22 protein-coding genes are annotated in these 26,098 nt (G+C 67.6%); 14 read left to right on the forward strand and 8 right to left on the reverse strand.

What is annotated here, in order from left to right:
- Window positions 1-8: 8 nt before the first annotated feature.
- The 3 genes from ABUE31_RS09415 to ABUE31_RS09425 form a co-directional block, all read right to left on the reverse strand.
- Entirely contained in the window at window positions 9-620 is a 612-nt protein-coding gene (locus ABUE31_RS09415; protein WP_367723271.1) for an alpha-ketoglutarate-dependent dioxygenase AlkB family protein, read from the reverse strand.
- Window positions 620-1,057 carry an alternative ribosome rescue aminoacyl-tRNA hydrolase ArfB gene (arfB, locus tag ABUE31_RS09420; protein WP_367723609.1) on the reverse strand — a complete coding sequence of 146 codons (438 nt, stop codon included), beginning with the start codon at window positions 1,055-1,057 and terminating at the stop codon, window positions 620-622. Before arfB ends, ABUE31_RS09415 begins: the two co-directional genes overlap by 1 nt.
- Window positions 1,058-1,136: 79 nt before the next feature.
- Window positions 1,137-2,750, reverse strand: coding sequence for a phosphoenolpyruvate carboxykinase (locus tag ABUE31_RS09425; RefSeq protein ID WP_367723272.1), 1,614 nt, complete (start codon window positions 2,748-2,750; stop codon window positions 1,137-1,139).
- A gap of 361 nt (window positions 2,751-3,111) precedes the next feature.
- Between ABUE31_RS09425 and ABUE31_RS09430 the strand changes: the two genes are divergently transcribed.
- The 14 genes from ABUE31_RS09430 (at window position 3,112) to ABUE31_RS09495 (ending at window position 21,701) form a co-directional block, all read left to right on the forward strand.
- Window positions 3,112-3,813 (forward strand): response regulator transcription factor, encoded by a 702-nt coding sequence (locus ABUE31_RS09430; protein WP_367723273.1) that lies wholly within the window; start codon window positions 3,112-3,114, stop codon window positions 3,811-3,813.
- Window positions 3,814-3,927: 114 nt separating this feature from the next.
- Window positions 3,928-5,706 carry a sensor histidine kinase gene (locus tag ABUE31_RS09435; RefSeq protein ID WP_367723274.1) on the forward strand — a complete coding sequence of 593 codons (1,779 nt, stop codon included), beginning with the start codon at window positions 3,928-3,930 and terminating at the stop codon, window positions 5,704-5,706.
- A 1-nt stretch (window position 5,707) separates the two neighbouring features.
- Window positions 5,708-6,151 (forward strand): HPr kinase/phosphorylase, encoded by a 444-nt coding sequence (locus ABUE31_RS09440; protein WP_367723275.1) that lies wholly within the window; start codon window positions 5,708-5,710, stop codon window positions 6,149-6,151.
- A gap of 185 nt (window positions 6,152-6,336) precedes the next feature.
- Entirely contained in the window at window positions 6,337-6,738 is a 402-nt protein-coding gene (locus ABUE31_RS09445; protein ID WP_367723276.1) for a PTS sugar transporter subunit IIA, read from the forward strand.
- On the forward strand, window positions 6,735-7,031 hold the full coding sequence (locus ABUE31_RS09450) for an HPr family phosphocarrier protein (RefSeq protein ID WP_367723277.1): 297 nt from the start codon (window positions 6,735-6,737) through the stop codon (window positions 7,029-7,031). The genes ABUE31_RS09445 and ABUE31_RS09450 overlap by 4 nt, the downstream gene beginning before the upstream one ends.
- A gap of 213 nt (window positions 7,032-7,244) precedes the next feature.
- Entirely contained in the window at window positions 7,245-8,639 is a 1,395-nt protein-coding gene (gene ahcY / locus ABUE31_RS09455; protein WP_367723278.1) for an adenosylhomocysteinase, read from the forward strand.
- 199 nt (window positions 8,640-8,838) lie between these two features.
- On the forward strand, window positions 8,839-11,385 hold the full coding sequence (locus tag ABUE31_RS09460) for a sensor histidine kinase (protein WP_367723279.1): 2,547 nt from the start codon (window positions 8,839-8,841) through the stop codon (window positions 11,383-11,385).
- Window positions 11,382-12,905 (forward strand): tRNA (adenosine(37)-N6)-threonylcarbamoyltransferase complex ATPase subunit type 1 TsaE, encoded by a 1,524-nt coding sequence (gene tsaE / locus ABUE31_RS09465; RefSeq protein WP_367723280.1) that lies wholly within the window; start codon window positions 11,382-11,384, stop codon window positions 12,903-12,905. The genes ABUE31_RS09460 and tsaE overlap by 4 nt, the downstream gene beginning before the upstream one ends.
- The gene (locus ABUE31_RS09470; protein WP_367723281.1) at window positions 12,902-13,648 is read left to right on the forward strand and encodes a nucleotidyltransferase family protein; all 747 of its coding nucleotides are present in this window, start codon (window positions 12,902-12,904) and stop codon (window positions 13,646-13,648) included. The genes tsaE and ABUE31_RS09470 overlap by 4 nt, the downstream gene beginning before the upstream one ends.
- A 10-nt stretch (window positions 13,649-13,658) precedes the next feature.
- Entirely contained in the window at window positions 13,659-16,778 is a 3,120-nt protein-coding gene (gene addB / locus ABUE31_RS09475) for a double-strand break repair protein AddB (protein ID WP_367723282.1), read from the forward strand.
- Window positions 16,775-20,284: a double-strand break repair helicase AddA gene (addA, locus tag ABUE31_RS09480; RefSeq protein ID WP_367723283.1), complete on the forward strand. Its 3,510-nt coding sequence runs from the start codon at window positions 16,775-16,777 to the stop codon at window positions 20,282-20,284. The genes addB and addA overlap by 4 nt, the downstream gene beginning before the upstream one ends.
- Window positions 20,285-20,358: 74 nt before the next feature.
- On the forward strand, window positions 20,359-20,682 hold the full coding sequence (gene trxA, locus ABUE31_RS09485) for a thioredoxin (RefSeq protein WP_367723284.1): 324 nt from the start codon (window positions 20,359-20,361) through the stop codon (window positions 20,680-20,682).
- A 124-nt stretch (window positions 20,683-20,806) separates the two neighbouring features.
- Window positions 20,807-21,088 (forward strand): cupin domain-containing protein, encoded by a 282-nt coding sequence (locus ABUE31_RS09490; protein ID WP_367723285.1) that lies wholly within the window; start codon window positions 20,807-20,809, stop codon window positions 21,086-21,088.
- 256 nt (window positions 21,089-21,344) lie between these two features.
- Window positions 21,345-21,701, forward strand: coding sequence for a septal ring lytic transglycosylase RlpA family protein (locus ABUE31_RS09495; protein ID WP_367723286.1), 357 nt, complete (start codon window positions 21,345-21,347; stop codon window positions 21,699-21,701).
- Here ABUE31_RS09495 and ABUE31_RS09500 read toward each other — a convergent pair.
- The 5 genes from ABUE31_RS09500 to ABUE31_RS09520 form a co-directional block, all read right to left on the reverse strand.
- Complete coding sequence (locus tag ABUE31_RS09500; protein WP_367723287.1) at window positions 21,698-22,777, reverse strand: D-alanine--D-alanine ligase family protein; 1,080 nt, start codon at window positions 22,775-22,777, stop codon at window positions 21,698-21,700. The two genes, ABUE31_RS09495 and ABUE31_RS09500, sit on opposite strands and share 4 nt — an antisense overlap.
- Window positions 22,778-22,869: 92 nt before the next feature.
- The gene (locus ABUE31_RS09505; RefSeq protein WP_367723288.1) at window positions 22,870-23,742 is read right to left on the reverse strand and encodes an SMP-30/gluconolactonase/LRE family protein; all 873 of its coding nucleotides are present in this window, start codon (window positions 23,740-23,742) and stop codon (window positions 22,870-22,872) included.
- Window positions 23,739-24,377 carry a 2-dehydro-3-deoxy-6-phosphogalactonate aldolase gene (locus ABUE31_RS09510; protein WP_367723289.1) on the reverse strand — a complete coding sequence of 213 codons (639 nt, stop codon included), beginning with the start codon at window positions 24,375-24,377 and terminating at the stop codon, window positions 23,739-23,741. The genes ABUE31_RS09505 and ABUE31_RS09510 overlap by 4 nt, the downstream gene beginning before the upstream one ends.
- Window positions 24,374-25,324: a 2-dehydro-3-deoxygalactonokinase gene (locus tag ABUE31_RS09515; RefSeq protein WP_367723290.1), complete on the reverse strand. Its 951-nt coding sequence runs from the start codon at window positions 25,322-25,324 to the stop codon at window positions 24,374-24,376. The genes ABUE31_RS09510 and ABUE31_RS09515 overlap by 4 nt, the downstream gene beginning before the upstream one ends.
- Window positions 25,321-26,085, reverse strand: a complete 765-nt coding sequence (locus tag ABUE31_RS09520) for an SDR family NAD(P)-dependent oxidoreductase (protein ID WP_367723610.1) — start codon at window positions 26,083-26,085, stop codon at window positions 25,321-25,323. The genes ABUE31_RS09515 and ABUE31_RS09520 overlap by 4 nt, the downstream gene beginning before the upstream one ends.
- Window positions 26,086-26,098: the final 13 nt, after the last annotated feature.

The raw sequence follows: 26,098 nt of genomic DNA on the forward strand, positions 1-26,098 counted from the left end.
GCGAGCAGTCACGCCGTGACGCGCCTGAGCGTGAGGTTGATGCGTCCGCCGTTCTTCAGGAGCGTCGAGGTGCCGGGGTAGATGCGGTCGACGCCGTGGAAGGCGAGCCGTCCCTCACCGCCGAGCACCACCACGTCGCCGGAGCGCAGCCGGATGGACGACGTCGGATCTGTTCGTCTGATGCCGCCGACCCGGAACAGGCAGTCGTCGCCAAGCGAAACCGAGACGACGGGCGCGGAAAAGTCGTTCTCGTCGCGATCCTGGTGAAGGCCCATTTTTGCCGTGTCGGAATAGAAGTTCACGAGGCAGGCCTGCGGCGGCAGCGGATGCCCGGCCACCTCGCGCCAAAGGTCGAGCAGAACCTGCGGGATTGCCGGCCACGGCTCGCCGGTGAGGGGATGTGCCGCCTGGTAGCGATAGCCGCGCTCCTTGTCGGTGACCCAGCCGAGTTCGCCGCAATTGGTCATGCGCACGCTCATTTCCTTGCCGGTCCTCGGCAGGGCCGGCGTGTAGAGCGGCGCGGCCTCGACCACCTTGCGGATGTCCTCGACCAGCGCGGCCTGCGCGGCGCGATCGTAGTGGTCCGGAATATGCCGGATACCGGCCTGCAAGGCGGACATCAGTCGCTGTCCACGCGGCCGCGCAGCTTCTTGACGGTCGAGCGGCCGGCCTTGCTCTTCAGCCGCCGCTCAACCGAACCCTTGGTCGGCTTCGTCTTCTTGCGGGGCGGGGGTGGCGGTTCGGCGGCCCTGGCGACGAGTTCGGCGAGCCGCGCACGAGCGTCGGCGCGGTTCTGTTCCTGCGTGCGGAAACGCCCCGCTTCGATGACGATGACGCCGTCCTTGGTGGCGCGCTGGCCGGCGAGTTTCAGCACGCGCGAGCGCACGCGCTCCGAAAGGCCTTCGGCGGCTGCCGCGTTGAAGCGCAGTTGCACCGCCGTCGCCACCTTGTTGACGTTCTGCCCGCCTGGACCGGACGAGCGGATGAACGCTTCCTCGATGTCGCCGGGATGGATGACGGCTTCGCCGGAGATGAGAATGGATTCGTCAGCGCCCATGGCGACAGACATGGCGCGGTGGCGCAAAAAAGAAAAGGCCCGGCAAGCCGGGCCAGGTGGTGCCAAAGTCGCGCGTGTTCTATTCGGCGGCTTCCAGTGTGCGCGGGGCGGCGCCCAGGACGGTTCCGTCAACATGCTCCTCGAACTTCGAGAAGTTGTCGATGAACATGCCGACGAGCTTTCTGGCCTGGCGGTCGTAGGCGGCCTTGTCGGCCCATGTCGCGCGCGGGTCGAGGATGGACGCGTCGACGCCGGGCACCGCCACCGGCACTGCGAAGCCGAACCAGGGATCGGTGCGGAACTCGGCCATGTCGAGCGAACCGTCGAGCGCCGCCGACAGGAGCGCGCGCGTTGCCTTGATCGGCATGCGGCTTCCGACCCCGTAGGCGCCGCCGGTCCAGCCGGTGTTGACCAGCCAGCAGGCGACGTCGTGCTCGGCGATCAGCCGCTTGAGCAGAGCGCCGTATTCGGACGGATGGCGCGGCAGGAAGGGCGATCCGAAGCACGCCGAGAACTCGGGCGTCGGCTCGGTGACGCCGCGCTCGGTCCCGGCGACCTTGGCGGTGTAGCCCGACAGGAAATGGTACATCGCCTGCGCCGGCGTCAGCCGGGCGATCGGAGGCATCACGCCGAAGGCGTCGGCAGCCAGCATCACGATGTTCCTCGGCTGGCCGGCGCGGCCGGTCGGGGAGGCGTTCGGGATGAAGGGCAGCGGATAGGCCGAGCGCGTGTTCTCGGTCCGTGTCTGGTCGTCGAAGTCCGGCTTGCGGGTGACGGGCTCCAGAACGACGTTCTCAAGCACGGTCCCGAAGCGGGTGCTGGCGGCGTAAATCTCCGGCTCGGCTTCCGGCGAGAGCCTGACGCATTTGGCGTAGCAGCCGCCTTCGAAGTTGAAGATACCCTCCGGTCCCCAGCCGTGCTCGTCGTCGCCGATCAGCGTGCGTTCCGGGTCGGCCGACAGCGTCGTCTTGCCGGTGCCCGACAGGCCGAAGAAGACCGCGGCTTTGCCGTCCGGCCCGACATTTGCGGAGCAGTGCATCGGCATCACGCCGCGTTCCGGCAGCAGGTGGTTGAGGGCGGTGAACACCGCCTTCTTCATCTCGCCGGCATAGGCCGTGCCGCCGATCAGGACGATCATGCGCATCAGGTCGATGGCGATCACCGTTTCCGAGCGCGTGCCGTGGCGGGCGGGATCGGTGCGGAAGGACGGCAGGTCGATGATGGTCATGCGCGGCAGGAAGCCGTCGAGGTCGGCGACCTCCGGGCGGATCAGCAGGTTGCGGATGAACAGCGAATGCCAGGCATATTCGGTGACGACCCGGACCGGCAGGCTCTGCGCGGGATCGGCGCCGCCGACCAGGTCCTGGACGAACAGGTCGCGGCCGGCCGCATGCGCGATGAAGTCGGCGCGCAGCCGCTCGAAGGCTTCGGGCTCCATCGCCTGGTTGGCGTTCCACCAGACGACCGGCGCGGTGCTGCCGTCGCGCACGATGAACTTGTCGCGCGGCGAGCGGCCGGTGTGCTGGCCGGTGGCGGCGACCAGCGCCCCTTCGGCGCTGATTTCGGCCTCGCCACGCTGCAGCGCCTCGCGATAGAGGTCGGGAGCCTGCAGATTATAGTAGACCGAGCCCTCGGTCGTCAGGCCTGAAAAGCCGATCCCGCAGGCGCGATTCCACTGTCCGAGTTCTTGCATCGGAGGTCCCTTGTCGTTGTGGTGAGGTGTCGTTGATGTCGTTGCCCCGGATTCCGTCCGGGAGGCTCTCGGCGAGAACCCTGAAATCCTCGAAACAGAAAAGGTCAACGATATCAAATCTTTAATCGATTTAAAGTTTTTGAAAATCAGCTAAATCGTTTAGATGGGCAAGAAAATCCCGATGCTGCCCAAGGATCGGGCAATCGGCCGGCGTCCAAGCCGCAACCAATCGCCGCATCGCGCAGGAGCGCCATTCTGTGACATGAGTTGAAAACTGTGCCACAATTTGTACCCAATTTGTCCCGCATAGCCGCCTGCTTGCAGCAGGAAGGGACACCCGCTCATGAGGGAGCCGCTTGACATGGCAACGATCGCGCTGGTCGACGACGACCGTAACATCCTGACGTCCGTTTCGATTGCGCTGGAATCGGAAGGCTATCGGGTGGAGACCTATACGGACGGCGCGTCGGCGCTCGAGGGGCTGGCCGCGCGCCCGCCGAACCTCGCCATCCTCGACATCAAGATGCCGCGCATGGACGGCATGGAGCTTCTGCGCCGCATGCGCCAGAAATCCGACCTGCCGGTGATCTTCCTGACCTCGAAGGACGACGAGATCGACGAGCTGTTCGGCCTGAAGATGGGCGCCGACGACTTCATCAGGAAGCCGTTCTCGCAGCGCCTGCTGGTCGAGCGCGTCCGCGCCGTGCTGCGCCGTGCCTCGGCGCGCGAGGCAGGCGTCAAGGCGCCGGCCCAGCAGTCGAAATCGCTGGAGCGCGGATCGCTGGTGATGGACCAGGAACGCCACACCTGCACCTGGAAGGGCGAGCCGGTGACGCTGACCGTGACCGAGTTCCTCATCCTGCATTCGCTGGCGCAACGCCCCGGCGTCGTAAAAAGCCGTGATGCCCTGATGGATTCGGCCTATGATGAGCAGGTCTATGTCGACGACCGGACCATCGACAGCCACATCAAGCGCCTGCGCAAGAAGTTCAAGCAGGTCGACCAGGAATTCGAGATGATCGAGACGCTCTACGGCGTCGGCTATCGGTTCCGCGAGGCATAGGATCGGGGCGGCGCCAGCTACCGGGATCGGATGCCGGGCTCGCGAAAGGCCCGATCCGCGCTAGAATAGGCACGACGCACGTCCCCAGGAGGCCGGACCGGAACCATCGTGGTCATGGAAGCCGAGATCAAGAGCGCCCCGGCCGCCACGAGGCGGCAGGCGAAGTCGCTGCCATCCTGGCTCGGACGGCTGAGGATCAGGGCGCAGCGATTCCTCGGCCACTACGTCTTCTCCAGCCTGACCCGGCGCATTCTCTTCCTCAACCTCGCCGCGCTCTGCGTGCTGGTCGTCGGCATCCTCTACCTCAACCAGTTCCGCGACGGACTGATTGAGGCGCGCGTCGAAAGCCTGCGGACGCAGGGCGAGATCATTGCCGGCGCAATCGCCGCCTCGGCCACCGTCGAGACGGATTCCATCTCGATCGATCCCGAAAAGCTGCTCGCCATGCAGGCGGGCGAAAGCCTGGCGCCTGGATCAGACCAGCTCGACAGCCTCGACTTCCCGATCAATCCCGAGCGCGTCGCGCCGGTGCTGAGGCGACTGATCTCGCCGACCCGCACCCGCGCCCGCATCTATGACCGCGACGCCAACCTGCTGCTCGATTCGCGCCATCTCTATTCACGCGGCCAGATACTGCGCTACGACCTGCCGCCGGTCGACGAGGAGGAGCCGGACCTCTTCGAACGCGTGCAGAAGGTCGTCGCCGATTTCTTCTGGCGAAGCGACCTGCCGATCTACAAGGAACAGCCCGGCGGCAACGGCGCGGCCTTCCCGGAGGTGATCAATGCGCTGACCGGCGTGCCGTCGACCGTCGTGCGCATCTCCGAGCAGGGCGAGCAGATCGTCTCGGTGGCGGTGCCGGTGCAGCGGTTCCGCGCCGTGCTGGGCGTGCTGATGCTGTCGACGCAAGGCGGCGACATCGACAAGATCGTGGCGGCCGAGCGCAACTCGATCCTGCGCGTCTTCGGCGTGGCAGCGTTGGTCAACGTTCTCTTGTCGATCATGCTCGCCTCGACCATCGCCAATCCGCTGCGTCGGCTGGCTGCTGCGGCCGTGCGCGTTCGCCGCGGCGTCAAGAACCGCGAGGAGATACCCGACTTCTCCGACCGTCAGGACGAAATCGGCAATTTGTCGGTTGCGGTGCGCGACATGACCAACGCGCTCTACGCGCGCATCGAGGCGATCGAGAGCTTCGCGGCGGATGTCAGCCACGAACTGAAGAACCCCCTGACGTCGCTGCGCAGTGCAGTGGAAACCCTGCCGATCGCCAAGACCGAAGTGTCGCGCGCCCGCCTCCTCGAGATCATCCAGCATGACGTGAAGCGGCTCGACCGGCTGATCACCGACATCTCCGACGCCTCGCGCCTCGATGCCGAATTCGCTCGCGAGGACGCCACCAAGGTGGACATGAAGAAGTTCGTCGGCGATCTCGTGGCGGTGACCCGCGATACTCATGCGAACCGCAAGCAGATCGAGATCGACTACAGGGTGGAGCGGCTGCCGCAGGGCGCCAAGGGCTTCTTCGTGCTCGGCCACGACCTGCGGCTCGGGCAGGTGATCAGCAACCTGATCGAGAATGCGCGTTCCTTCGTGCCCGATGTCGGCGGACGCATCACCGTGACCCTGTCACGCGTCGGCAAGCGCGTCATGCTGACCATCGACGACAACGGTCCCGGCATCCGCCCCGACAGCATCGATCGCATCTTCGAACGCTTCTACACCGACCGTCCTTCCGGCGAGGCGTTTGGCCAGAACTCGGGCCTGGGCCTGTCGATCAGCCGCCAGATCGTCGAGGCGCATGGCGGCACGCTGACCGCGGAGAATATCGTCGGCGGCAAGCCTGGCGAGATCCGCGGCGCGCGCTTCACCGTCATGCTGCCCGCCGAGGCCTGAATTGACCGCCAACCTTCATGCCACCGCCGTGGTGCTCGGCGACCGCGGGGTGCTGATCGCCGGCGCGTCCGGCGCCGGCAAGACACAGCTTGCGCTCTGGCTCGTCTCCCATGCTGCCGCCAACGGCCTGTTCGCGCGCCTGGTTGCCGACGACCAACTGTTCCTGTCGGCCCATGGCGGGCGTCTCGTCTGTACGGCGCCGGTGGCGATCGCCGGGCTTGTCGAAGTTCGCGGGATCGGACCCAGCGCGACACACCATGAACCGAAGGTGGCGGTCGACCTGATCGTGCGGCTGGTCGGTCCTGCCGATGCGGAACGATTTCCGGAACCGGCGACGGAAACACTGCTCGGCTGCTCGGTTCCGCAGCTGACGCTGTCGAACCACGACCGCGATGCCGCAGGGGCAGCCGTTCTGGCGCACCTTTCACTGCCGCCGTTCGGATGACGCCTGTGGCGTAAACTGATGCTGCGCTGCGGCAAAATGGCTGGTTTGTGTGCAGATTTGGGCTTGTCAACGCGCCGGGCGTGGACAAGATAGCGCTCCCGCCAACCGGTCAGCCCGGAGGAGCGAGCCTTTGACGGCTCAAGAAGAATGCCGGTGAAACGGATGATGACGAAAGCTGGGAAAGCATGATCGGCCTTGTGCTTGTGACGCACGGTCGGCTGGCCGAAGAGTTCCGCAGCGCGGTGGAGCATGTGGTCGGTCCGCAGGAAAATTTCGAGACGGTCTCGATCGGCCCTGACGACGACATGGAGAAGCGGCGGAGCGATATCGTCGAGGCCGTGGCGCGCGTCGATCGTGGCGCCGGCGTCGTCGTGTTGACTGACATGTTCGGCGGCACGCCGTCCAACCTGGCCATTTCCGTGATGGAGGCCGGCCGCATCGAAGTGATCGCGGGCATGAACCTGCCGATGCTGATCAAGCTGTCGAGCGTGCGCAAGACCGGCGACCTGGCCACCGCAGTTGAGGATGCGCAGGCCGCCGGCCGCAAATACATCAATGTCGCCAGCCAACTGCTCGCGACCAAATGAGCGCGCCGGGCGACACTGACGGTGCGGTTGCCCGCGAATTCCTGATCATCAACCAGCGCGGTCTGCACGCACGCGCGTCGGCAAAGTTCGTGCAGCTGGCCGATTCCTTCGCTGCCGCCATCAGCGTCGAGAAGGATGGCATCACGGTCGGTGGCACGTCGATCATGGGCCTGATGATGCTCGCCGCGAGCCCGGGATGCTCGATCCGAGTCACGGCGACCGGCCCGGAAGCAGAGCAGGCCATCGCGGCGATCGAGGAATTGATCGCCACGCGGTTCGGCGAAGAAGTCTGAGCGGAGCCAGCGGCTCCCCAGCCGACCCTGGAAGGCGGCCCGCGGCTTCCTTCGGACATGCACGAATAAAGATTTCTTTATATCCCATTGTCGGTTTTGCGGCGATCTGCTAGTCACGCGGGCATATTTGCGCGCGGAAGCGTTCGCGCCGCCACGAAGCCGGCCGACGGAAATCCGTCCGTCTGCGCCTGCTGCAGAAACCGGAGCCAGAGAATGTCCAAGGACTACAAGATCGCCGACCTGTCGCTTGCCGGCTGGGGCCGCAAGGAGATCGAGATCGCCGAAACCGAGATGCCGGGCCTGATGGCCTGCCGCGAGGAGTTCGGCGAAGCGCAGCCGCTGAAGGGCGCGCGCATCTCCGGTTCGCTGCACATGACGATCCAGACGGCCGTGCTGATCGAGACGCTGAAGAGCCTTGGCGCCGAGATTCGCTGGGCCTCCTGCAACATCTTCTCGACGCAGGACCACGCTGCGGCGGCGATCGCCGAGGCCGGCATTCCCGTCTTCGCCGTCAAGGGCGAGACGCTGGAGGAATACTGGGAATACACCGACCAGATCTTCCAGTGGTCCGACGGCGGCGCCACCAACATGATCCTCGACGACGGCGGCGACGCCACCATGTACATCCTGATCGGCGCACGTGCCGAGGCAGGTGAAGACGTGCTGTCCAAGCCGGGCAGCGAAGAGGAAGAAATCCTGTTTGCGCAGATCAAGAAGCGCATGGCGGCGACGCCGGGCTTCTTCGCCAAACAGCGCGACGCCATCCGCGGGGTGACCGAAGAAACCACGACGGGCGTCAACCGCCTCTATCAGCTGCAGAAGAAGGGGCTGCTTCCCTTCCCGGCGATCAACGTCAACGATTCCGTGACCAAGTCGAAGTTCGACAACAAGTATGGCTGCAGGGAAAGCCTGGTCGACGGCATCCGCCGCGGCACCGACGTCATGATGGCCGGCAAGGTCGCCGTCGTCTGTGGCTACGGAGACGTGGGCAAAGGCTCCGCCGCATCGCTCCAGGGCGCCGGCGCCCGCGTGAAGGTCACGGAGGTCGATCCGATCTGCGCGCTTCAGGCGGCCATGGACGGCTACGAGGTCGTCACCCTCGAGGATGCCGCGCCCACGGCCGATATCGTCATCACCACCACCGGCAACAAGGATGTGATCACGCTCGACCACATGCGGACGATGAAGGACATGGTGATCGTCGGCAACATCGGCCACTTCGACAACGAAATCCAGGTTGCTGCCCTGCGCAACCTCAAATGGACCAACGTCAAGCCGCAGGTCGACATGATCTCGTTTCCCGATGGCAAGCGCATGATCCTGCTGTCGGAGGGCCGCCTGCTCAACCTCGGCAACGCGACTGGCCATCCGAGCTTCGTGATGTCGGCGTCGTTCACCAACCAGACGCTCGCCCAGATCGAACTGTGGAGCAAGCCCGGCCAGTACAAGAACGAGGTCTACGTCCTGCCCAAGCACCTCGACGAGAAGGTGGCCAAGCTGCATCTCGACAAGCTCGGCGCCAAGCTCACCGAACTGTCCAGCGAACAGGCCGCCTATATCGGCGTGTCGCAGCAGGGTCCGTTCAAGCCGGAACACTACCGCTATTAAAATCAGAGCATCTACCTACAACATATTGAAATCGGGCGATTGACTTTTCGCCCGATTTCTTTTTTGCGCCGCCGCCTTCTTCACGCCGATTCGCGCAAGGGTTATGGTTGGTGATTCGCGACGCCACCGGTTCCGGGGAAGGGTGGCCTCGCTCTCTTCAGGGCGATCCTGCAGTCACGCGGCGGAGAGGAAACAGGACATGCCGGGTGAAGTCCCGCGTCAGGCGGGAAAGGTCGATTCCGGCCGGAATGGCGATTCCGGCACCGCTGCGCCAGCTGCGGGTAGCGGCTTTCTCGCAGGCCGGGCTCGTCTTTTCCTGGCATCCGTGGGATGCGCCATCCTCGCCGGCGACGCCGCGCACGCCCAGGACGGCATCTCCGCTGGCGTCTTCTCCCTCGGCACCGCCGAAGTGATGCAGGTCTCGATGCTCGTTGGCGTGATGGGCGCGGCTCTCCTGTCGGCCATCGTGATGATCCGCGAGCGCGCCCGCACGGCCGCCGAAAACGTCGAACTGCGCACAAAGGTCGCCGACCTCAACGCGGCGATCCGCCGTTCGGAGGCGCTGCTGAACCTCCGCGACCAGCGGCTGGTCGTCTGGAACGACGACCGCAGGAAGCCGGAGCTGCTCGGGACGCTGCCCGCCGAAAGCGGCGCGCCCGACGAGCGCTCCTCCTTCATGGCCTTCGGGCGCTGGCTGCTGCCGCGCTCGGCCGCGGCCCTCGAGAACGCGGTCGCAGCGCTCAGGGAAAGGGGCGCGCCGTTCGACCTGGTGATCGAGGCGCAGAACGGGGCGCCCCTGGAGGTCCAGGGGCGCAAGACGCCCGCCCACACGATCGTCCGTTTCCTGTCGCTGTCCGAAAGCCAGCGCCTGCAGGCGCGCCTGAAACTCGACAACCAACGCCTTGCAGCCGCGCACGAAACCATGATCGGCCTGTTCGATGCGCTCGAAATGCCGTTCTGGGTCAGGTCGAAGGACGGCCAGCTGGCCTGGGTCAATCGCGCCTACGCGGCTGCGGTCGACGCCGCCGACGGCGATGCCGCGGTGCGCGACGGTCGGGAGCTTCTCGGCACACAGGCGCGCGAGGCGATCGACAGGCAGCACCGCACCAGCGCCGTCTTCGCTCAGCAGCTCTCGACGGTGATTGCCGGCGACAGGCGTGTCCTTTCGGTGACCGATTTTGCCGGCGCCGACGGCGCGGCCGGCATCGCTGTCGACAACAGCGAGATCGCGGCGGTGCGCGCGGAGCACGAACGCACCGTGCGCAGCCACGCCGACACGCTCGACCATCTGACGACGGCCGTGGCGATTTTCGACGAGCACGAGAAGCTGCGCTTCTTCAACCAGGCTTTCCAGAAGCTGTGGGAGCTCGATGGCGCGTTTCTGGAAAGCGAGCCGGACAATGCGCTGCTGATCGATCGTCTGCGCAGCGAGGGCAAGCTGGCCGAGCAGCCGGAGTGGCGGCGCTGGAAGGAAAACCTGCTGTCCGCCTACCGTTCGGTCGAACCGCGCGAGGACCTCTGGCACCTGCCCGACGGCCGCACCATCCGCGTCGTCGCCAACCCGCAGCCAAAGGGCGGCGTGACCTGGATATTCGAGAACCTGACCGAGAAGATCGACCTCGAGAGCCGCTACACGACTGCGCTGCGCGTGCAGGGGGAGACCCTCGACAACCTTGCCGAGGGCGTCGCCGTGTTCGGGCCCGACGGGCGCATCAGGCTGTCCAACCCCGCCTTCAACAGCCTGTGGGGGCTGTCCAGCGACGTGGTCGCCCAGAAGACGCACATCTCCGAGATCAGGGCTCGCTGCGAGCCGCTGGCGACCGACAGCCCCTGGGCGGGCTTCGTAGCCTCCGTGACCGGCTTCGACGAGGAACGGCGCGACCGGCGCGGACAGACCGAACTCTCTGACGGCCGCGTGTTGCGCTACGGCGTCAGCCATCTCCCCAACGGCCAGGTGATGATCACCTTCGTCGACGTGACCGACGGCGTGAACGTCGAGCGGGCGCTGAAGGAGAAGAACGAGGCTCTGGAGAAGTCCGACCAGCTCAAGAACGAGTTCGTGCAGCACGTCTCCTACGAGCTGCGATCCCCGCTGACCAACATCATCGGCTTTACCGAGCTGCTATCGCTGCCATCGACCGGCCCGCTGCAGCCGCGGCAGCGCGAGTATCTCGAACATATCGGGGCGTCGTCCTCGGTGCTGCTCACCATCGTCAATGACATCCTCGACCTCGCCACGGTCGACGCCGGCATCATGGAACTCGACATCTCCGAGCTGGACGTCGCCAGGACGATCCGGGCCGCGGCCGACCTGGTCGCCGACCGCCTGCAGGAGCACGAGATCGGCCTGAAGGTCGAAACCGCCTTCGCGCCACGTTCCATGCTCGGCGACGAGATCCGCATCCGCCAGATTCTGTACAACCTGCTGAGCAACGCGGTGAACTACGCGCCGGACGGCAGCACCATCCGGCTGGCCTGCCGGCAGCTCGAGATCGGCGTGGAGTTCAGCGTGCACGACGACGGCCCGGGCATGCCGGCGGAAATCCTCGATACCGTGTTCCGCCGTTTCGAGCCCCGCGCCAATGGCGGCCGACGCCGCGGTGCGGGCCTTGGCCTCTCCATCGTCAAGAGTTTCGTGGAACTGCACGGCGGCACGGTCAGCATCGACACAGCGCCGAGCGCGGGCACCACGGTGACATGCCTGTTCCCCACGACCCCCGCCGGCATGCGCGACGCCGCTGAATGAGCCCATCGGCCGGCGAGACCAGGGTGCTCGAGCGCCTCCTGCCCGACGAAGAAGCGACGGCGAGGCTGGGCGAGGATATCGCCATGGCCCTGCGTCCGGGCGACACGCTGGCGCTCGCCGGCGATCTCGGCGCCGGCAAGACGACGCTGGCGCGCGGCGTCATCCGGGCGATGGCCGGCGAACCCGCGCTCGACGTTCCCAGCCCCACATTCACGCTGGTCCAGTCCTACGAAACCCGGGTGCCCCTCCACCATTTCGACCTCTACAGACTGGCCGCGCCCTCCGAACTGGACGAACTCGGCCTCGACGAGATGCTGTCTGCCGGGGCGGCGCTGATCGAATGGCCGGACCGCGCGGGCGACCGACTGCCCCCGGATGCGGTCAAGCTGGAACTGACGCATGACGGCGAGGGTCGCCTGGCGCGAATCGCGGGGGCCGGGCCCGCTTTCGAGCGCATCGCCCGCTCGTTCGCCATTCGCGAATTCCTGGCCGGGCCTGGCTGGGGCGAGGCCGCGCGCCGCTACTTCACCGGCGATGCGTCGGCACGATCGTATGAGACGGTGACATTGCCCGGCGAGCAGCCGCGCGTCCTGATGAACGCGCCGCGCCTCGTGCTCGGCCCGCCGGTCCGCGACGGCAGGCCCTATGCCGATATCGCCCATACGGCGCAGACGGTGGCAGCCTTTGTCGCGATCGACCGCGCCCTGGCCAATGCGGGCGTCTCGGTTCCGGAAATCCTCGGGCAGGATCTCGACAATGGCTTCCTGTTGCTCAGCCATCTTGGAGCGGGAAGCTTCCTCGACCCCGAGGGGCGGCCTGTGGCCGAACGCTACACGGCGGCCGCCGAACTCCTGGCCGATATTCATAGCCGGCATTGGTCATCGCGGCTGGAGGCGGCGCCGGGGGTGGTCCATCAGCTGCCGGACTTCGATCGCGACGCGATGGCGATCGAAGTCGAGCTGCTGGTCGACTGGTATGTGCGCTACGCCACGGGACGGCCGGCCGGCGAGGCCATGCGTGCGGGGTACGCCTCGGCCTGGAGCGCCGTTTTCGATCGTCTCGAACATGCCGAAATGGGCCTCGTGCTGCGCGATTTCCATTCGCCCAACATTGTCTGGCGGGGCGATCGTGCCGGGCACGACCGGCTCGGCATCCTCGACTTCCAGGACGCCCTCATTGGCCCGTCGGCGTACGATGTCGCCTCGCTTGCATTGGACGCACGCGTCACGGTTCCGCCATCGATCGAAAAGGCGACGGTCGACGCCTATGTGGCGGCGCGAAAACGCCTCGGCGCATTTGACGAAACCGCATTCGCTGAGGCCTATGCCATTATGGCGGCGCAGCGGAACTCGAAAATCCTGGGAATATTCGTGCGGCTGAACGAACGCGACGGCAAGCCTGCCTATCTGCAGCACCTGCCGCGCATCGCGAACTACCTCGAAAGGGCGCTGGCGCATCCGGCGCTGGCGGAACTCGCGGGATTCTACCGCCGCAACGGGCTGATCGGGGACGTCGCATGACCAACGGTCCGAAGAGAGCCATGGTTCTGGCGGCGGGCCTGGGCAAGCGCATGCGGCCGATCACCGACACCATTCCGAAGCCGCTGGTCAGGGTCGCCGGGCGCGCGCTGCTCGACTGGGGCCTCGACAGCCTGGCGGACGCCGGCGTCGAAACGGCGGTCGTCAACGTCCACTATCTGCCCGGCCAGATCGTCTCCCATGTCGCCACGCGCACCGCCCCCCGGGTGGTGATATCGGACGAGAGCGGCGGCCTGCTCGATTCGGCGGGCGGCATCGTCAGGGCGCTGCCCGCGCTCGGCACGGAGCCCTTCTATATCGTCAATGCGGATACGTTCTGGATCGACGCCGAGGGTTCGCCTGGCGACGCGCCGAACCTCGCGCGACTTGCCCTTGCCTGGGATGCCGCGCGCATGGACATCCTGCTCATGCTTGCGGGTCTCGACCAGGCGACGGGGCACAGCGGAAGCACTGATTTCCGGATGGACGCCGCCGGCGCGCTGCGCCGCGCAAAGGGCGACCCGGCCGGCCTGATCTATGCGGGCGCGGCGATCGTCAACCCTGTGATCTTTGCCGACGCGTCCCCCGGGCCGCTTTCGCTCAACCGCTATTTCGACGAGGCGATCACCGCCGGCAGGCTGTTCGGCGTCCGGATGGGCGGCAGCTGGATCACGGTGGGGACGCCCGACGCCATCGCGCTTGCCGAGGCGGCTGTCGAGCGCGCTCTGGCGGTCGGCGCACCATGAAGCCGGCGCCATGAGCGGGGGCGCCCCGCGCGTCTTCACCATCGCGCCCGGCGCGGCATTCCTCCCGACGCTGGTGGAAGCGCTTGCCGCTGGCGACATCGTTCCGGGCTTTCGCCACGACCGCGATCCGTTGAAACTTGCCGGCGCGACGATCTACGTGCCGACGCGGCGCGCGGCGCGCGAACTGCGATCGATCTTCGTGGAGAAGGCCGGCGCCGGTTCGGCGATCCTGCCGACCGTGCGGCCGCTCGGCGAGTTCGACGAGGACGAGGCTGCCTTTGGCGAGACGGCGAGCGGCTCCCTCGACCTGGCGCCGCCGATCGCCGCGGTCGATCGCCTGCTGCATCTCGCCCCGCTGGTGCGGCTGTGGAAGAGCCGCCTGCCGGCCGAGGTTGCCGCGCGCTTCGAGGAAGAGGTCACCGTGCCGGCCTCGGCCGCCGACGCCATCTGGCTGGCGCGCGACCTGGCGGCGCTGATGGACGAGATCGAGACCGAGGGGTCCGACTGGACCAGGCTCGGCGGGCTCGCCCCGGACAGCATGGCGGGATGGTGGCAGGTGACGCTCGACTTCCTCGCCATCGTCACGCGGGCCTGGCCGGACTTCCTGGCCGAAAAGGGCTGGTCGAACCCGGCGGCGCACCGCAACGCGCTTATCCGGCTCGAGGCCGCGCGCCTTAAGGCAAATCCGCCGGCCGGACCCGTCGTCGCGGCGGGCTCGACCGGCTCGATCCCGGCCACCGCCGAATTGCTGGCCGCCATCGCACGACTGCCCAACGGCGCGGTCGTGCTGCCCGGGCTCGACAGGGCGATGGACGAAGAATCCTGGTCGGTTCTGATGCGGCCCGACCGCAAACCCGCGGTGCTCGGGCACCCGCAATACGGCCTGGCCAAGCTGCTCGGCCGGATCGGCGTGACGCGCGGCGATGTCGAGGAGGTCGGCGAACAGGCTCCTGCGCTGCGCCTGCGCGAGCGGCTGGTGTCGGAAGCGCTGCGCCCCGCCGAGACGACCGACGGCTGGGTCGCGATGCGCGAAAAGTTCGACGCGCCTGATGTCGAGGCGGCGCTTGCCGGAATCCAGCTGGTCGAGGCGCCGCGCGAGCGCGACGAGGCGCTTGCGGTGGCGATCGCGCTGAAGCAGGCCGTCGATGCGGGCGGCACGGCGGCGCTGGTCACCGGCGACCGCGACCTGGCCCGTCGTGTCTCCGCCGAACTGCTGCGCTTCGGCGTTCAGGCGGACGATTCGGGCGGCAGGCCCCTGATGAACACACCTTCGGCGGCGCTGCTGCGCCTGATGCTGGAGGCGGTGTTCCGCCCCGGCGATCCGGTGCCGGTCGTCTCGCTCTTGAAGCATCCGCTGCTGTCGCTCGGCCTGCCGCGCGCCACCGTGCGCCACGCCGCCGAGACGGTCGAACTCGTGGCGTTGCGCGGCGGCACCGGGCGGCCCGACGTTGCCAGCCTGGACGAACTGTTCGAGCAGCGGCTGGCGGCGCTGCAGGGCGAAGGCCGAAAACCGTTCTGGGCAAGGCGCATCGGCCGCTACCGCAGCGAGATGGCGCAAAAGCTGCTCGCGAAACTGGCCGCCGCGCTGCGTGAGCTGGCCGCCTTTCGGAAAAGGCGCGACGTTACGCTGGCCGAGATCGTGCGGGCAACGGTGGTTGCGCTGGAAGCGCTTGGCCGCGACGAGAATGGCGGCCTGACGACGCTGTACGGCGGCGACGCCGGCGAAAAACTTGCCGAATCCCTGCGCGCCCTGGTCGCGACCTCGGCCGGGTTCGACTTCGCGCCGGCGGAATGGCCGCGCGTCATGGATGCGCTGATCGGCGCGGAGACGGTAAAACCTTCGGCCGGCGCCGAACGGCGGCTGTCGATCTGGGGCGCGCTGGAGGCGCGCCTGATGAGCGTCGACACGCTGGTGATCGGCGGGCTGAACGAAGGAAGCTGGCCGCGCCGCGCCGAGGCGGACCGCTTCATGTCGCGCATGATGAAGTCGGGGCTGGAGCTGGAGCCGCCGGAGCGGCGCATCGGCCAGGCCGCGCATGATTTCGCCATGGCGCTCGGCACCGGCCGGGTCGTGCTGACGCGCTCCGCGCGCGCCGGCGAGGCGCCGGCCGTCGCCTCGCGCTGGCTGCAGCGCCTCGCCACCTTCGCCGGCAAGGACGCGACCGCCGGCATGCGTGCGCGGGGGGCGGAACTGCTTTCCTGGGCGGCGGCGGTCGATGCCGGCCCGCGCGCCGACTTCGCCCGGCGACCCGAGCCGAAGCCGCCGCTGAAGCTGCGGCCGAAGCGGTTTTCGGTAACCCAGATCGAGACGCTGCGCCGCGATCCCTACGCCATCTATGCGCGCGAGGTGCTGAAGCTCGCCGCGCTGGATCCGCTGCTGCGCGATCCCGAGGCGGCCGAGCGCGGCACGCTGTTCCACGAAATCCTGCACGGTTTTTCCAGCAGCGGCGTCGATCCGGCCGATCCGGCGGCGCTCGGCGTCCTGCTGGAGACGGGCCGCGCCTGCTTCAGCGCCGCTGCCCTGCCGCCGGATGTCGAGGCGGTATGGTGGCCGCGCTTCCGGGCGCTTGCCGGCGGCGTCATCGGCTGGGATGCGCCGCGCGCCGTCACGCGGCGCGCGTCGGAGCTGCGCGCCGACGAAACCAAGGTGGGCAGGACCGGCGTGACGCTGCGCGGCGTCGCCGACCGCATCGACCTGCACAAGGGCGCCGGCGCCGACATCCTGGACTTCAAGACCGGCTCCTCGCCGAGCAAGGGCCAGGCGCACACGCTTCTCGCCCCGCAGCTCGCGCTGGAAGGCGCGCTCCTCAAGCGCGCCGCCTTCGGTGACGTCGGCAAGCGGCAACCGAGCGAACTCGCCTATGTTCGCCTCAAGGCGAACGGGCTGGTGATCGAGGAATCGATCCTGAAGCACAGCCAGAGCGTCAAGACCGCCGACGAATTGTCGGAAGAAGCCTGGACGCGGCTGGAGAAGCTGCTGGAACACTACAACGACCCGAATACCGGCTACCTGTCGCGCGCCGTGCCGTTTCGCGAGGGCGAGCTCGACGGCGAGTACGACCATCTGGCGCGCGTGCTCGAATGGTCGTCGGGCGGCGACGGCCCGGACGCCGAGGGCGCAGGCGAATGACGCGGCAAAGGCACATTCCCGACGAGACGAAGCGCCTGCAGGCGGTCGCCTCGGACCCGGCGAGCTCGGTCTGGGTGTCGGCCAATGCGGGATCCGGCAAGACGCATGTGCTGGCGCAGCGCGTCATCCGGCTGCTGCTGGAGGGCACGGACCCGTCGAAGATACTTTGCCTGACCTATACGCGCGCGGCGGCGGCCAACATGTCGAACCGCGTCTTCTCGACGCTGTCGGGCTGGACCACGCTGCCGGACGAGGCGCTGGCCGCGAGAATCGTCGAGCTGGAGGGTCGCGAGCCCGACCGCAAAAAACTCGACGCGGCGCGCAAACTGTTCGCCGAGGCGCTGGAGACGCCGGGCGGGCTGAAGATCCAGACCATTCACGCCTTCTGCGAGGCGGTGCTGCACCAGTTCCCGCTGGAAGCCAACATCACCGCGCATTTCGAGATGCTCGACCCGCAGATGGAGGCGCTGCTGTTCGGCGAGGCGCGGCGCGAGATGCTGACCGGCGCGGTCGCCAACGACGAGGGGCTGGCGGAAGCCTTCGCCACGGTTTTGGAGCGCGCCGGCGAGTTCGGCCTAGACCTGCTGCTGCAGGAGATCGTGCGCCGGCGTGACGCGCTGCGCGACTTCATCGACCGTCTCGGGGGCGACACCGGGCGCTACGAGGCGCTGTTCGAGGAGTTCGGCTTCGAGCCCGGCGAGACGGCGGCGAAAATCGCCGGCAGCGCATGGCCGCTGCCGGGGTTTCCCGCCGACGTGTTCGCCCACCTGCACGACGCGGCCCTGGTGACGAACGCGAAAAGCGTCCTCAAGAACATCCTGCCGTCGATGGAGCTGGCGTTTCGCGAGCCGGATCCTGTACGCCGGCTCAGACTTTTGGCCGACGGCCTGCTGAAGGCGGACGGCGATCCCTACGACCCGGTCAAGGCCTTCACCAAGGCGCTGCACAACGCGATCCCCGACCTTGCCGACCGCTACGTGGCGGCGACAACCGCCGTGCTCGAAACGCGCAACCGGCTGGCGCTGTTCGAGATGCTGGAGTCGACGCGCGCCGCGCTCACCATCGCCGACTGGCTGATCGCCCGCTACGAGCAGCTGAAGGCGGGCCGTGGTTTCCTCGACTTCAACGACCTGATCATGCGCACGGTGCGGCTGCTGGCGCGCGAAGATGCCGGCGCCTGGGTGCAGTACAAGCTCGACCAGGGCATCGACCACATCCTGCTCGACGAGGCCCAGGACACCAGCCCGGAGCAGTGGACCGTGGTGCGTCGCCTGGCGGAAGAGTTTTTTGCCGGCATGAGCGCGCGCGACAATGTCGGCCGCACGGTGTTTGCCGTGGGCGACGAGAAGCAGTCGATCTATTCGTTCCAGGGCGCCTCGCCGGAATCCTTCGCCGACAGCGGCACGGCCTTCGCCGGCCGCGTCCGCGAGGCAAGGGCGAGCTTCGAAAAGGTGCGCCTGACCTATTCCTTCCGCTCGACCAACGACGTGCTGCACGCGGTCGACCGCGTCTTCGCCAGCGACGATGCGCGGCGCGGCATCACCCACGATCCCGGACCGGTGCGCCACGACGCCATCCGCGACAGCGACCCCGGCTATGTCGAGCTGTGGCCGTCGGTCGGCGCCACCGCCGTCGACGAGCCCGACGACTGGACGCTGCCGGTCGATCATGCCCAGGCGCCGGCCGTGCAGGTGGCCGAACAGGTCGCCAGGACGATCCGCTACTGGCTGGACAGCGGCGAGGTCATCGAGGGCAAGGGACGCCGGCTGCGTCCCGGCGACGTCATGGTGCTGGTGCGCAAGCGCGACCGCTTCGTGCATGCGCTGTCGCGCAGCCTGAAGAACAAGAACGTGCCGGTGGCGGGCGCCGACCGGCTGAGCCTGCCCGGGCATATCGCGGTGCAGGACCTGGCGGCGCTCGGCCGCTTCCTGCTGCAGCCCGACGACGACCTGTCGCTCGCGGCCGTCCTGCGCAGCCCGATCTTCTCGGCGACCGAGGACATGCTGTTCGAACTTGCCGCCGAGCGACCGCCGCACCAGTCGCTCGCCGAGTCCCTGCGCGCCAGGGCGCAGACCGAACTGCTGCTGTCGGGCATCGTGAAGACGCTGGACGGCTGGGCGACGGAAGCCGCCTACAAGCCGGTCTTCGAGTTCTATTCGGCGATCCTCGGCCGCGACGGCATCCGCAGCCGCATGATCGCCCGGCTCGGCCACGAGGCCGGCGACATCCTGGACGAGTTCCTGAGCTTTTGCCTAGCCGAGGAGCGCGCCGGGCTGCCGGGGATCGAGGCCTTCCTCGCCATGCTCGACAGCACCGGCCCCGAGGTCAAGCGCGAGATGGACCAGGGCCGCGACGAGGTGCGCATAATGACCGTGCACGCCGCCAAGGGCCTCGAGGCGCCGGTGGTCTTCCTGGTCGACGGCGGCGCGCCGCCGGTCAGCGAGCAGCATCTGCCGCGGCTGATCCCCTTCGGGCTGAAGCAGGGCGGCCAGGGCTATCTCTGGCGCGCCACGAAAGACATCGCCAACACGGTTTCGCGCGAGGCGGAAAGCAAGGTCAAGGCGCTTGCCGACGACGAATACCGCCGCCTGCTCTATGTCGGCATGACGCGCGCCGAGGACCGGCTCATCATGTGCGGCTATCACGGCAAGCTCGCGCGCAGCCCGACGACGTGGCATTCGATCGCCGAGCGCGCGCTGGTGGGCATCGAGCAGACCGAGCAGCGCGTCCACGAGGCGACCGGGGAGCCGGTCTACCGCTATCGCAGCCGCGTGCTGCCGGCGGTGGAGGCCGAGGAGGAGGACGCCGGCCCCGCCGCGAGCGAGGCCGCGGCGCTGCCTCCCGTGCTGTTCAAGGGACTGGCGCGCGAGGACGACCTGCCGAGGCCGCTGTCGCCGTCGGGCGCCTATCTTCTGATCGAGGACAGCCGGGAGTCCGTCCAGTCCAGCCGGTCGCCCGTGCTGGACGGGGAGGAAAAGCCCGGCTTCGCGGCGACGCGCGGCTCGGCGATCCACAAGCTGCTGCAGGTGCTGCCCGACATGCCGCGGGAAGCGCGGCAGGCCGCGGCCGGGCGCTTCCTTGGCCGGATTGCGGCGGATTGGGACGACAAGGAGCGGGCGGACGCCTGGGCGCAGGTCGAAGCGGTGCTCGACGATGCCGATTTCGCGCCGCTCTTCGCGCCGGCCTCGCGGGCGGAAGTGGCGATCATGGGCGAAATCACGGTGCGCGGGAAACCGCGCCAGGTGTCGGGCATGGTCGACCGGCTGGTCGTCACCGGCGCCGACGTGCTGGTGGCCGACTACAAGACCAACCGCCCGCCGCCCGCCACGCTCGCCGAAGTGCCGCCGGCCTATGTGCTGCAGCTTGCGCTCTACCGCGAACTCCTTCGGCCGCTCTATCCGGGCAAGACGGTGCGAACCGCCCTGCTTTTCACCGAGACGCCCGAGCTCATGGAACTGCCGGATGCTGCGCTGGACGACGTGCTTGCCCGACTCACGCGGGCGTGACACAAACGCTGCTTGAAGGCAGGCACCACTGCCACCACATATTGTGCGACGCGAAACACCCGAAAGGTCTCCCAATGGCAACCGTCAAGGTCGACAAGAACAACTTCCGCGCGGACGTACTGGAGGCTGCCGAGCCTGTGGTCGTCGATTTCTGGGCCGAATGGTGTGGTCCCTGCAAGATGATCGGCCCGTCGCTCGAGGAGATTTCCTCGGAACTCGCCGGCAAGGTTAAGATCACGAAGCTCAACATCGACGAGAACCCGGAACTCGCCGCGCAGTTCGGCGTGCGTTCGATCCCGACGCTGATGATCTTCAAGGGCGGCGAAGTGGCCGACATCAAGGTCGGCGCGTTGCCGAAGACCGCGCTGTCGCACTGGATCGGCGGCAACATCGCCTGAGCCACGCCAAAGGCGAAATCGAAAAGCCCGGCCCTGCGCCGGGCTTTTTTCTTGGGGATTGGCGCACCTCCGCGCCAGGTCCTATGCTCGGCCTTCAACCGACAAGGAAATATGGGGTCACGCCATGACGGGTACGGCAAAAGCGAAGACGTTGATCGAAAACGAGCGGGTCATCGTCACCGAATACCGCTTCGGGCCGGGTGACAACACCGGATGGCACCGTCACGGGCACGATTATCTCGTGGTTCCCATGATGGACGGCCGCCTGAAGATCGTGACCAAAGACGGCGAGACCCATGCCGACATGAAAACGGGCGCGACCTATTTTCGCAGGGAGGGCGTCGAGCACGACGTCGTCAACGCCTCAGACGGCGACTACGTCTTCATTGAGATCGAGCTGAAATAGCCTGCGGGTGCCGTTGCGTCAGGGGCGCGAAAACGGAAATGGAATCAAAGGTTCGGCGATGAATCAGCGGCGCGCTCCCGCTGAATAGCCGGCCTGCGTCCGCTCCGGTTTGAAGCATCGTCGCGGCATGACAGAGTATTTCGTCGCGTTTAGAAACGTGTGACGAGGTCACGGAACGGACAGGTCTCCGCCGCATTTCCTGCCTTATTCGCCGCGTACCCGGCGACGCAGGATTACTGGAAGAGAGACTTAGACCATGAAAAAGGTTTCGACCGCAGCCGGCGCGGTGGCGCTGGCGGGCGTCCTCCTTGTCGCGGCTTCGGCAGTTCCCGCCTCGGCGCAGTGCGGCAGCGCATCCTGGTATGCGCTCTACTCGCAGACAGCCTCAGGCGAACAGATGAACCCGGCCGAACTGACCGCCGCGCATCGCACGCTGCCCTTCGGCACCAAGCTCAAGGTGACCAATCAGAAGAACGGAAAATCCGTCGTTGTGCGCATCAACGACCGCGGCCCTTTCATCAAGGGCCGTGTGATCGACCTCTCCAAGGCGGCCGCCAAGCGCCTGGGCATGGTCAGTTCCGGGGTCGCCAACATCTGCATGGCGAAGGCCTAGGCTGAAGGTCGGATCCGGCCGGTCCGCCGGAACCGGTTGGCCGCAGTCTCCGCCATCGCCTCCGCCAGGCCGAGCCCCCATTGGCCCCGGCAGTAGGCGCGGAAGTCGAAGCAGGGCAGGCCGGGGCAGACCTCGAACTCGATCAGGTGGACCGTGTCGTCCGCCTCGACCCGGAAATCCATCGAGAACACGTCACGCAGGCCAAGCGTCGCCATGAGCGTCGCCGCTGCAGCGCGGATCCTCTGCGCAGCCCCCGGCTGGCTGTTCCCCAGAGCGACAAGCGCAGGCTCGGCATAGCGGCCGGACGCGATCGCCTCCTGGCCGGTTTCGCCGTAGAGCTCCATCGAATCCTCCATCGTCTGGAAGTCGCCGCCCGAGTCGACGAAGAAGACCCCAAGCGAATCGGATCCTGCGCCGGGATCCACGGCCAGGAAGCTGGCGCGCACATTGCATCCCGGCAAATAGGGCTGGACGATCGCATCGTCGCGGTAGGCCGCGAAGATGCGGCGGCTGAGCACGAGGGCGTGGCCCAGGTCGGCGCATCGCGAATCCGGCCAGATGCCGATCTTTGCGCCGAGCCGGTTCGGCTTGACGAACCAGCCTCCCCCTGGTGACGCCGGCGGCTCGACCAGCCAGTCGCCATTCCTGGCGAGCCCCGCCGGTGGTGTCGGCAGTCCGAGCGCGCGCAGGACGGCGCCGGACCGGAACTTGTCCTGGCAGAGCGCGAACAGCGAATCGTCGGCCCCGATGGCAGGCAAGCCGTTCAAGCGGGCGAGCGCCGCTCCCGCCCCGCCACGAAAATAGGCGATGCCGTCGGTGAGGATCCAGACAAGCGTGTCCTCGGGCGACCGCCCTGCAAGGGTTGCCGCGGCGTCGTCGAGTTCGACCGGCTGGAAGCCGACGCCACGTTCCGCGCAGGCCAGCGCGATGGCGTCGAACTCCGGGGCGAGGTCGGTGGACTGCGCGAGGTAGGACGAAATCTCCAGCACATGCCGGTCGTCATAGCCCACGGCGGCGAGCCGGACCCGGCAGGCCGCTTCGGGTTCGTGCACGAGGACGAGGGTCGGCATTGGCATCAAATGACCTGCGAGGCGGCTGGCGCGGGAAGCAAGCCGCCATCCTGATCCCGTGCGCCGTCGCCCGGAGAGATGGCCTCGACGCGAATTGTCTACAAAGCGACGGGGGGATCGAAGCGACCCTTGACCGGCAGTTCGACCAGGAACGTCTTGCCCGCCTCGGGATCGCGCCGGCGGGCTGCGTCGTCATAGCCCTGCCAGGCCGATGTGACGGCGATGCGGTCTGCCGTCGGACCGACGAAGGCCGGACAGGAGCTCTGCCGGGCCGGGATGGCAACCGAACGTATGCGCTTGCCGTCGGGCGAATAGGCGTCGAGGCTGCCGGCGCCCCAGCGCGCATTCCACAGCACGCCCTCCGCGTCGACCACCGAACCGTCGATGCCGCCGATGTCTCGCCGCTGGTCGTGGAACACGGCGGGCTCGCCCATCGGCAGTCCGGTCGAGGGGTCGCACGCGACGCGCATCAGCAGGTTGACGGCGGTGTCGGTGAAATAGGCGATCCTGCCGTCGCCCGAGAAGCAGATGGAGTTCGGGATGCCGATGCCGGGGTAGAGCGTCCTGACCTCGCCCCGGAAGTACCAGTAGATCGCGCCGGCCCCCTTTTCCTCCGTCTTGGACATGGTGCCGAACCATAGGGCGCCGCACGGGTGGACGCGAGAATCGTTCGAGCGCGTCCGCGCGTTGTCGGCCTCGACAGGGGTATGGAGCGTGAGCGCGCCGGTTTCGACGTCGCGCACATGGAGGCCGGTTTCGCCGACGATCAACTGCCGCCGGTCGTCGATGACGGCGAGCGCGCTCGCCATGAACGGCAGGTCGTGCACGGTCACGTCGCCGTCGGGCATCCGCTTCTCGAGCAGCTTTTTCTCGCGGATGTCGAACCAGAAGAGCGTATTCGACGCAGGATCGTAGGTCGGCCCCTCGCCGAGATGGCAGGCGATGTCGCAGAGGACGGAAACGGTCGTCATTTCGCGGTTCCTGCAAAGACGGCGTCCCATTCGGCGACGGCGGCGGCCGCCCGCGCGGCGACGGCGTCGGCGGTCAGTCCCGGCGCGTAGAGGCTGGAGCCGAGCCCGAAGGTCGAGACGCCGATTTTGGCAAAGTCGGCGAAATCCTTCTCGGATACGCCGCCGACCGCGCCGATCATGGTGTCCGCGGGCAATACCGCCTTGATCGCGGCAATTCCCTTGCTTCCAAGCGCGCTGGCGGGAAAGAACTTCAGCGCCGACGCGCCGAGCGAAAGCGCTAGGAACGCCTCGCTCGGGGTGAAGACACCGGGCATGGTCACCATGCCGTGATGCGCCGCCCGCTCCATCACCGCGCGGTCGATGTTCGGGCTGACCAGCAGGCGTCCGCCTGCGTCTCCGAGCCTGTCGACCTGAGCAGCGGTCAGCACGGTGCCTGCGCCGACGAGAGCCGGTTCCGGCAGCGACTTCGCCAGCCGCTCGATCGAACGGAAAGGGTCGGGCGAGTTGAGCGGAACTTCGATCGCGTGGATGCCGGCTTCGAAGACCGCCGCGGCGACGGCCGGGGCCTCGTCCGGTGTGACGCCGCGCAGGATGGCGACGAGGCGGCGGCGGAGGCTGGGGAACCTGACGGTCATGGTACGGTGTTTTCCGATGTGGGGCGTGTCCAGCCGAGGCGTCTTGCCGCCTCGAACAAGCCGGTGCGGACGGCTTCGTCGGCGTCCGCCTGCAGGACCGCGCAGCCGGAGCGCTTCAGGGCGGCAGCGTAGAGCGAGCCGAGCGCGCCCGAGGCGACAAGGGTCACCCGTTCGGCCGGCAGGGCGATGACGCGCCGCGCCGAGGCGATCTCGGCGCCGATCAGCAGTCCCGAAAGCGTCGCGGCGGCATCCGCGGGGCTGCGTCCCTGGAGCAGCGTCGCGGCCCGGATGCGGAAGAGCGATGGACCGATGTCGCCACCGGCCGCCAGCGCCTCGCCGCATGCGGCGACGAAGGCCGGCGTATCCGGCAAGGGCGGGACCGCGTCCTCGCCGAGCGAATGGCGCAAGATCGACTGCTTCGAGAGAACCGAGAACAGCTCGCCGGTGAGCCAGGTGCGGAAACCCGTGATGACGCCGTCGGCCGTCTCGACCCATTTCGAATGGGTGCCCGGCATGCAGACGACATGGCGTCCGGAGGCGACCAGCGGCAGCACGCCGGCAAGCTGTGTTTCCTCGCCGCGCATGACGTCGGGCGCATCGGCGTTTCGCTGGGCGAGGCCGGGCAGGATGCGGATGTCGCGCGCCTGCCCGCCGACCGGGACGGCTCCGGCGAGGATGCCGTCGATTCCGGCCGGGAGGGTGACATAGGGCGCCTCGACCCATCCCTGGCGCGCGCCGGCCATGCCGCAGACGACGACCGGCAGGTCCGGCGGCGCCCCGACGGCGGCGAGGTGTCGCTCGAGGATCGGCGCGAAGCCTTCTGCACCCGCCGTCAGCATGCCTTCGCTGCTGCGCCGCTCTGCCAGAACGGCGCCCGCGGCGTCGAGCAGCCACAGCCGGAAACTCGAAGTTCCCCAGTCGACCGCAGCGACGGCCGGGCTGGTCACAGATAGCCCCCGTCGACGATCAGCGTCTGCGCCGTCAGCATGCGCGAGGCGTCGGACGCCAGGAAGAGACAGACGCCGACCATGTCGTCGGGATGCATCTCCTCGCGGATGCACTGCTTTGCGATGTGGGCGGCAAGGCGTTCTTCCGTTGCCCACAGCTCGCGCTGGCGGTCGGTGATAACCCATCCCGGGGCAACCGCGTTGACGCGCACGCCATGCGGGCCGAGCCGTCCGGCAAGCCCCTTGGTCAGGCCGATGATGCCGGCCTTCGCGGCGGTGTAGGAAGGCATTTCCGGATGGTTGATGAGGAAGGAGGTCGAGGTGAAGTTGATGATCGAACCCTTGCCGGCGGCGATCATCCCCTCGGCCACCGCCTGCGCGGTGAAGAACTGCGGCCGGAGGTTGATAGCCTGGTTACCGTCCCAGTAGTCGGGCGTGACTTCCAGGATGTCGTGGCGCTGGTCGTATGCGGCGTTGTTGATCAGCACGGTGATTGGCCCGTGCGCCGCAGCCGCTTCCGCCATGGCGCTCCGCAGCGCCGCGATGTCGGTCAGGTCGGCGTTCAGGAAGAGCGGCCGGTGCGTCGCGCCGGACAGCCGCTCGACCAGGGCACGGCTCGGCGCCTCTGCGATGTCGATGAAGGCAACCCTGGAACCCTGCCGCGCGAACCCCTCGGTCAGCGCTGCGCCGATGCCGCTGCCGCCGCCCGTGATCAGCACGGACGTGTCGGCCAGGTCTGGAAATCGCGCCGATGGCATCATGTTCAGTTCGCCT

The organism is Mesorhizobium marinum (assembly GCF_040813675.1).
GTDB classification, from domain to species: Bacteria; Pseudomonadota; Alphaproteobacteria; order Rhizobiales; family Rhizobiaceae; genus Mesorhizobium_K; species Mesorhizobium_K marinum.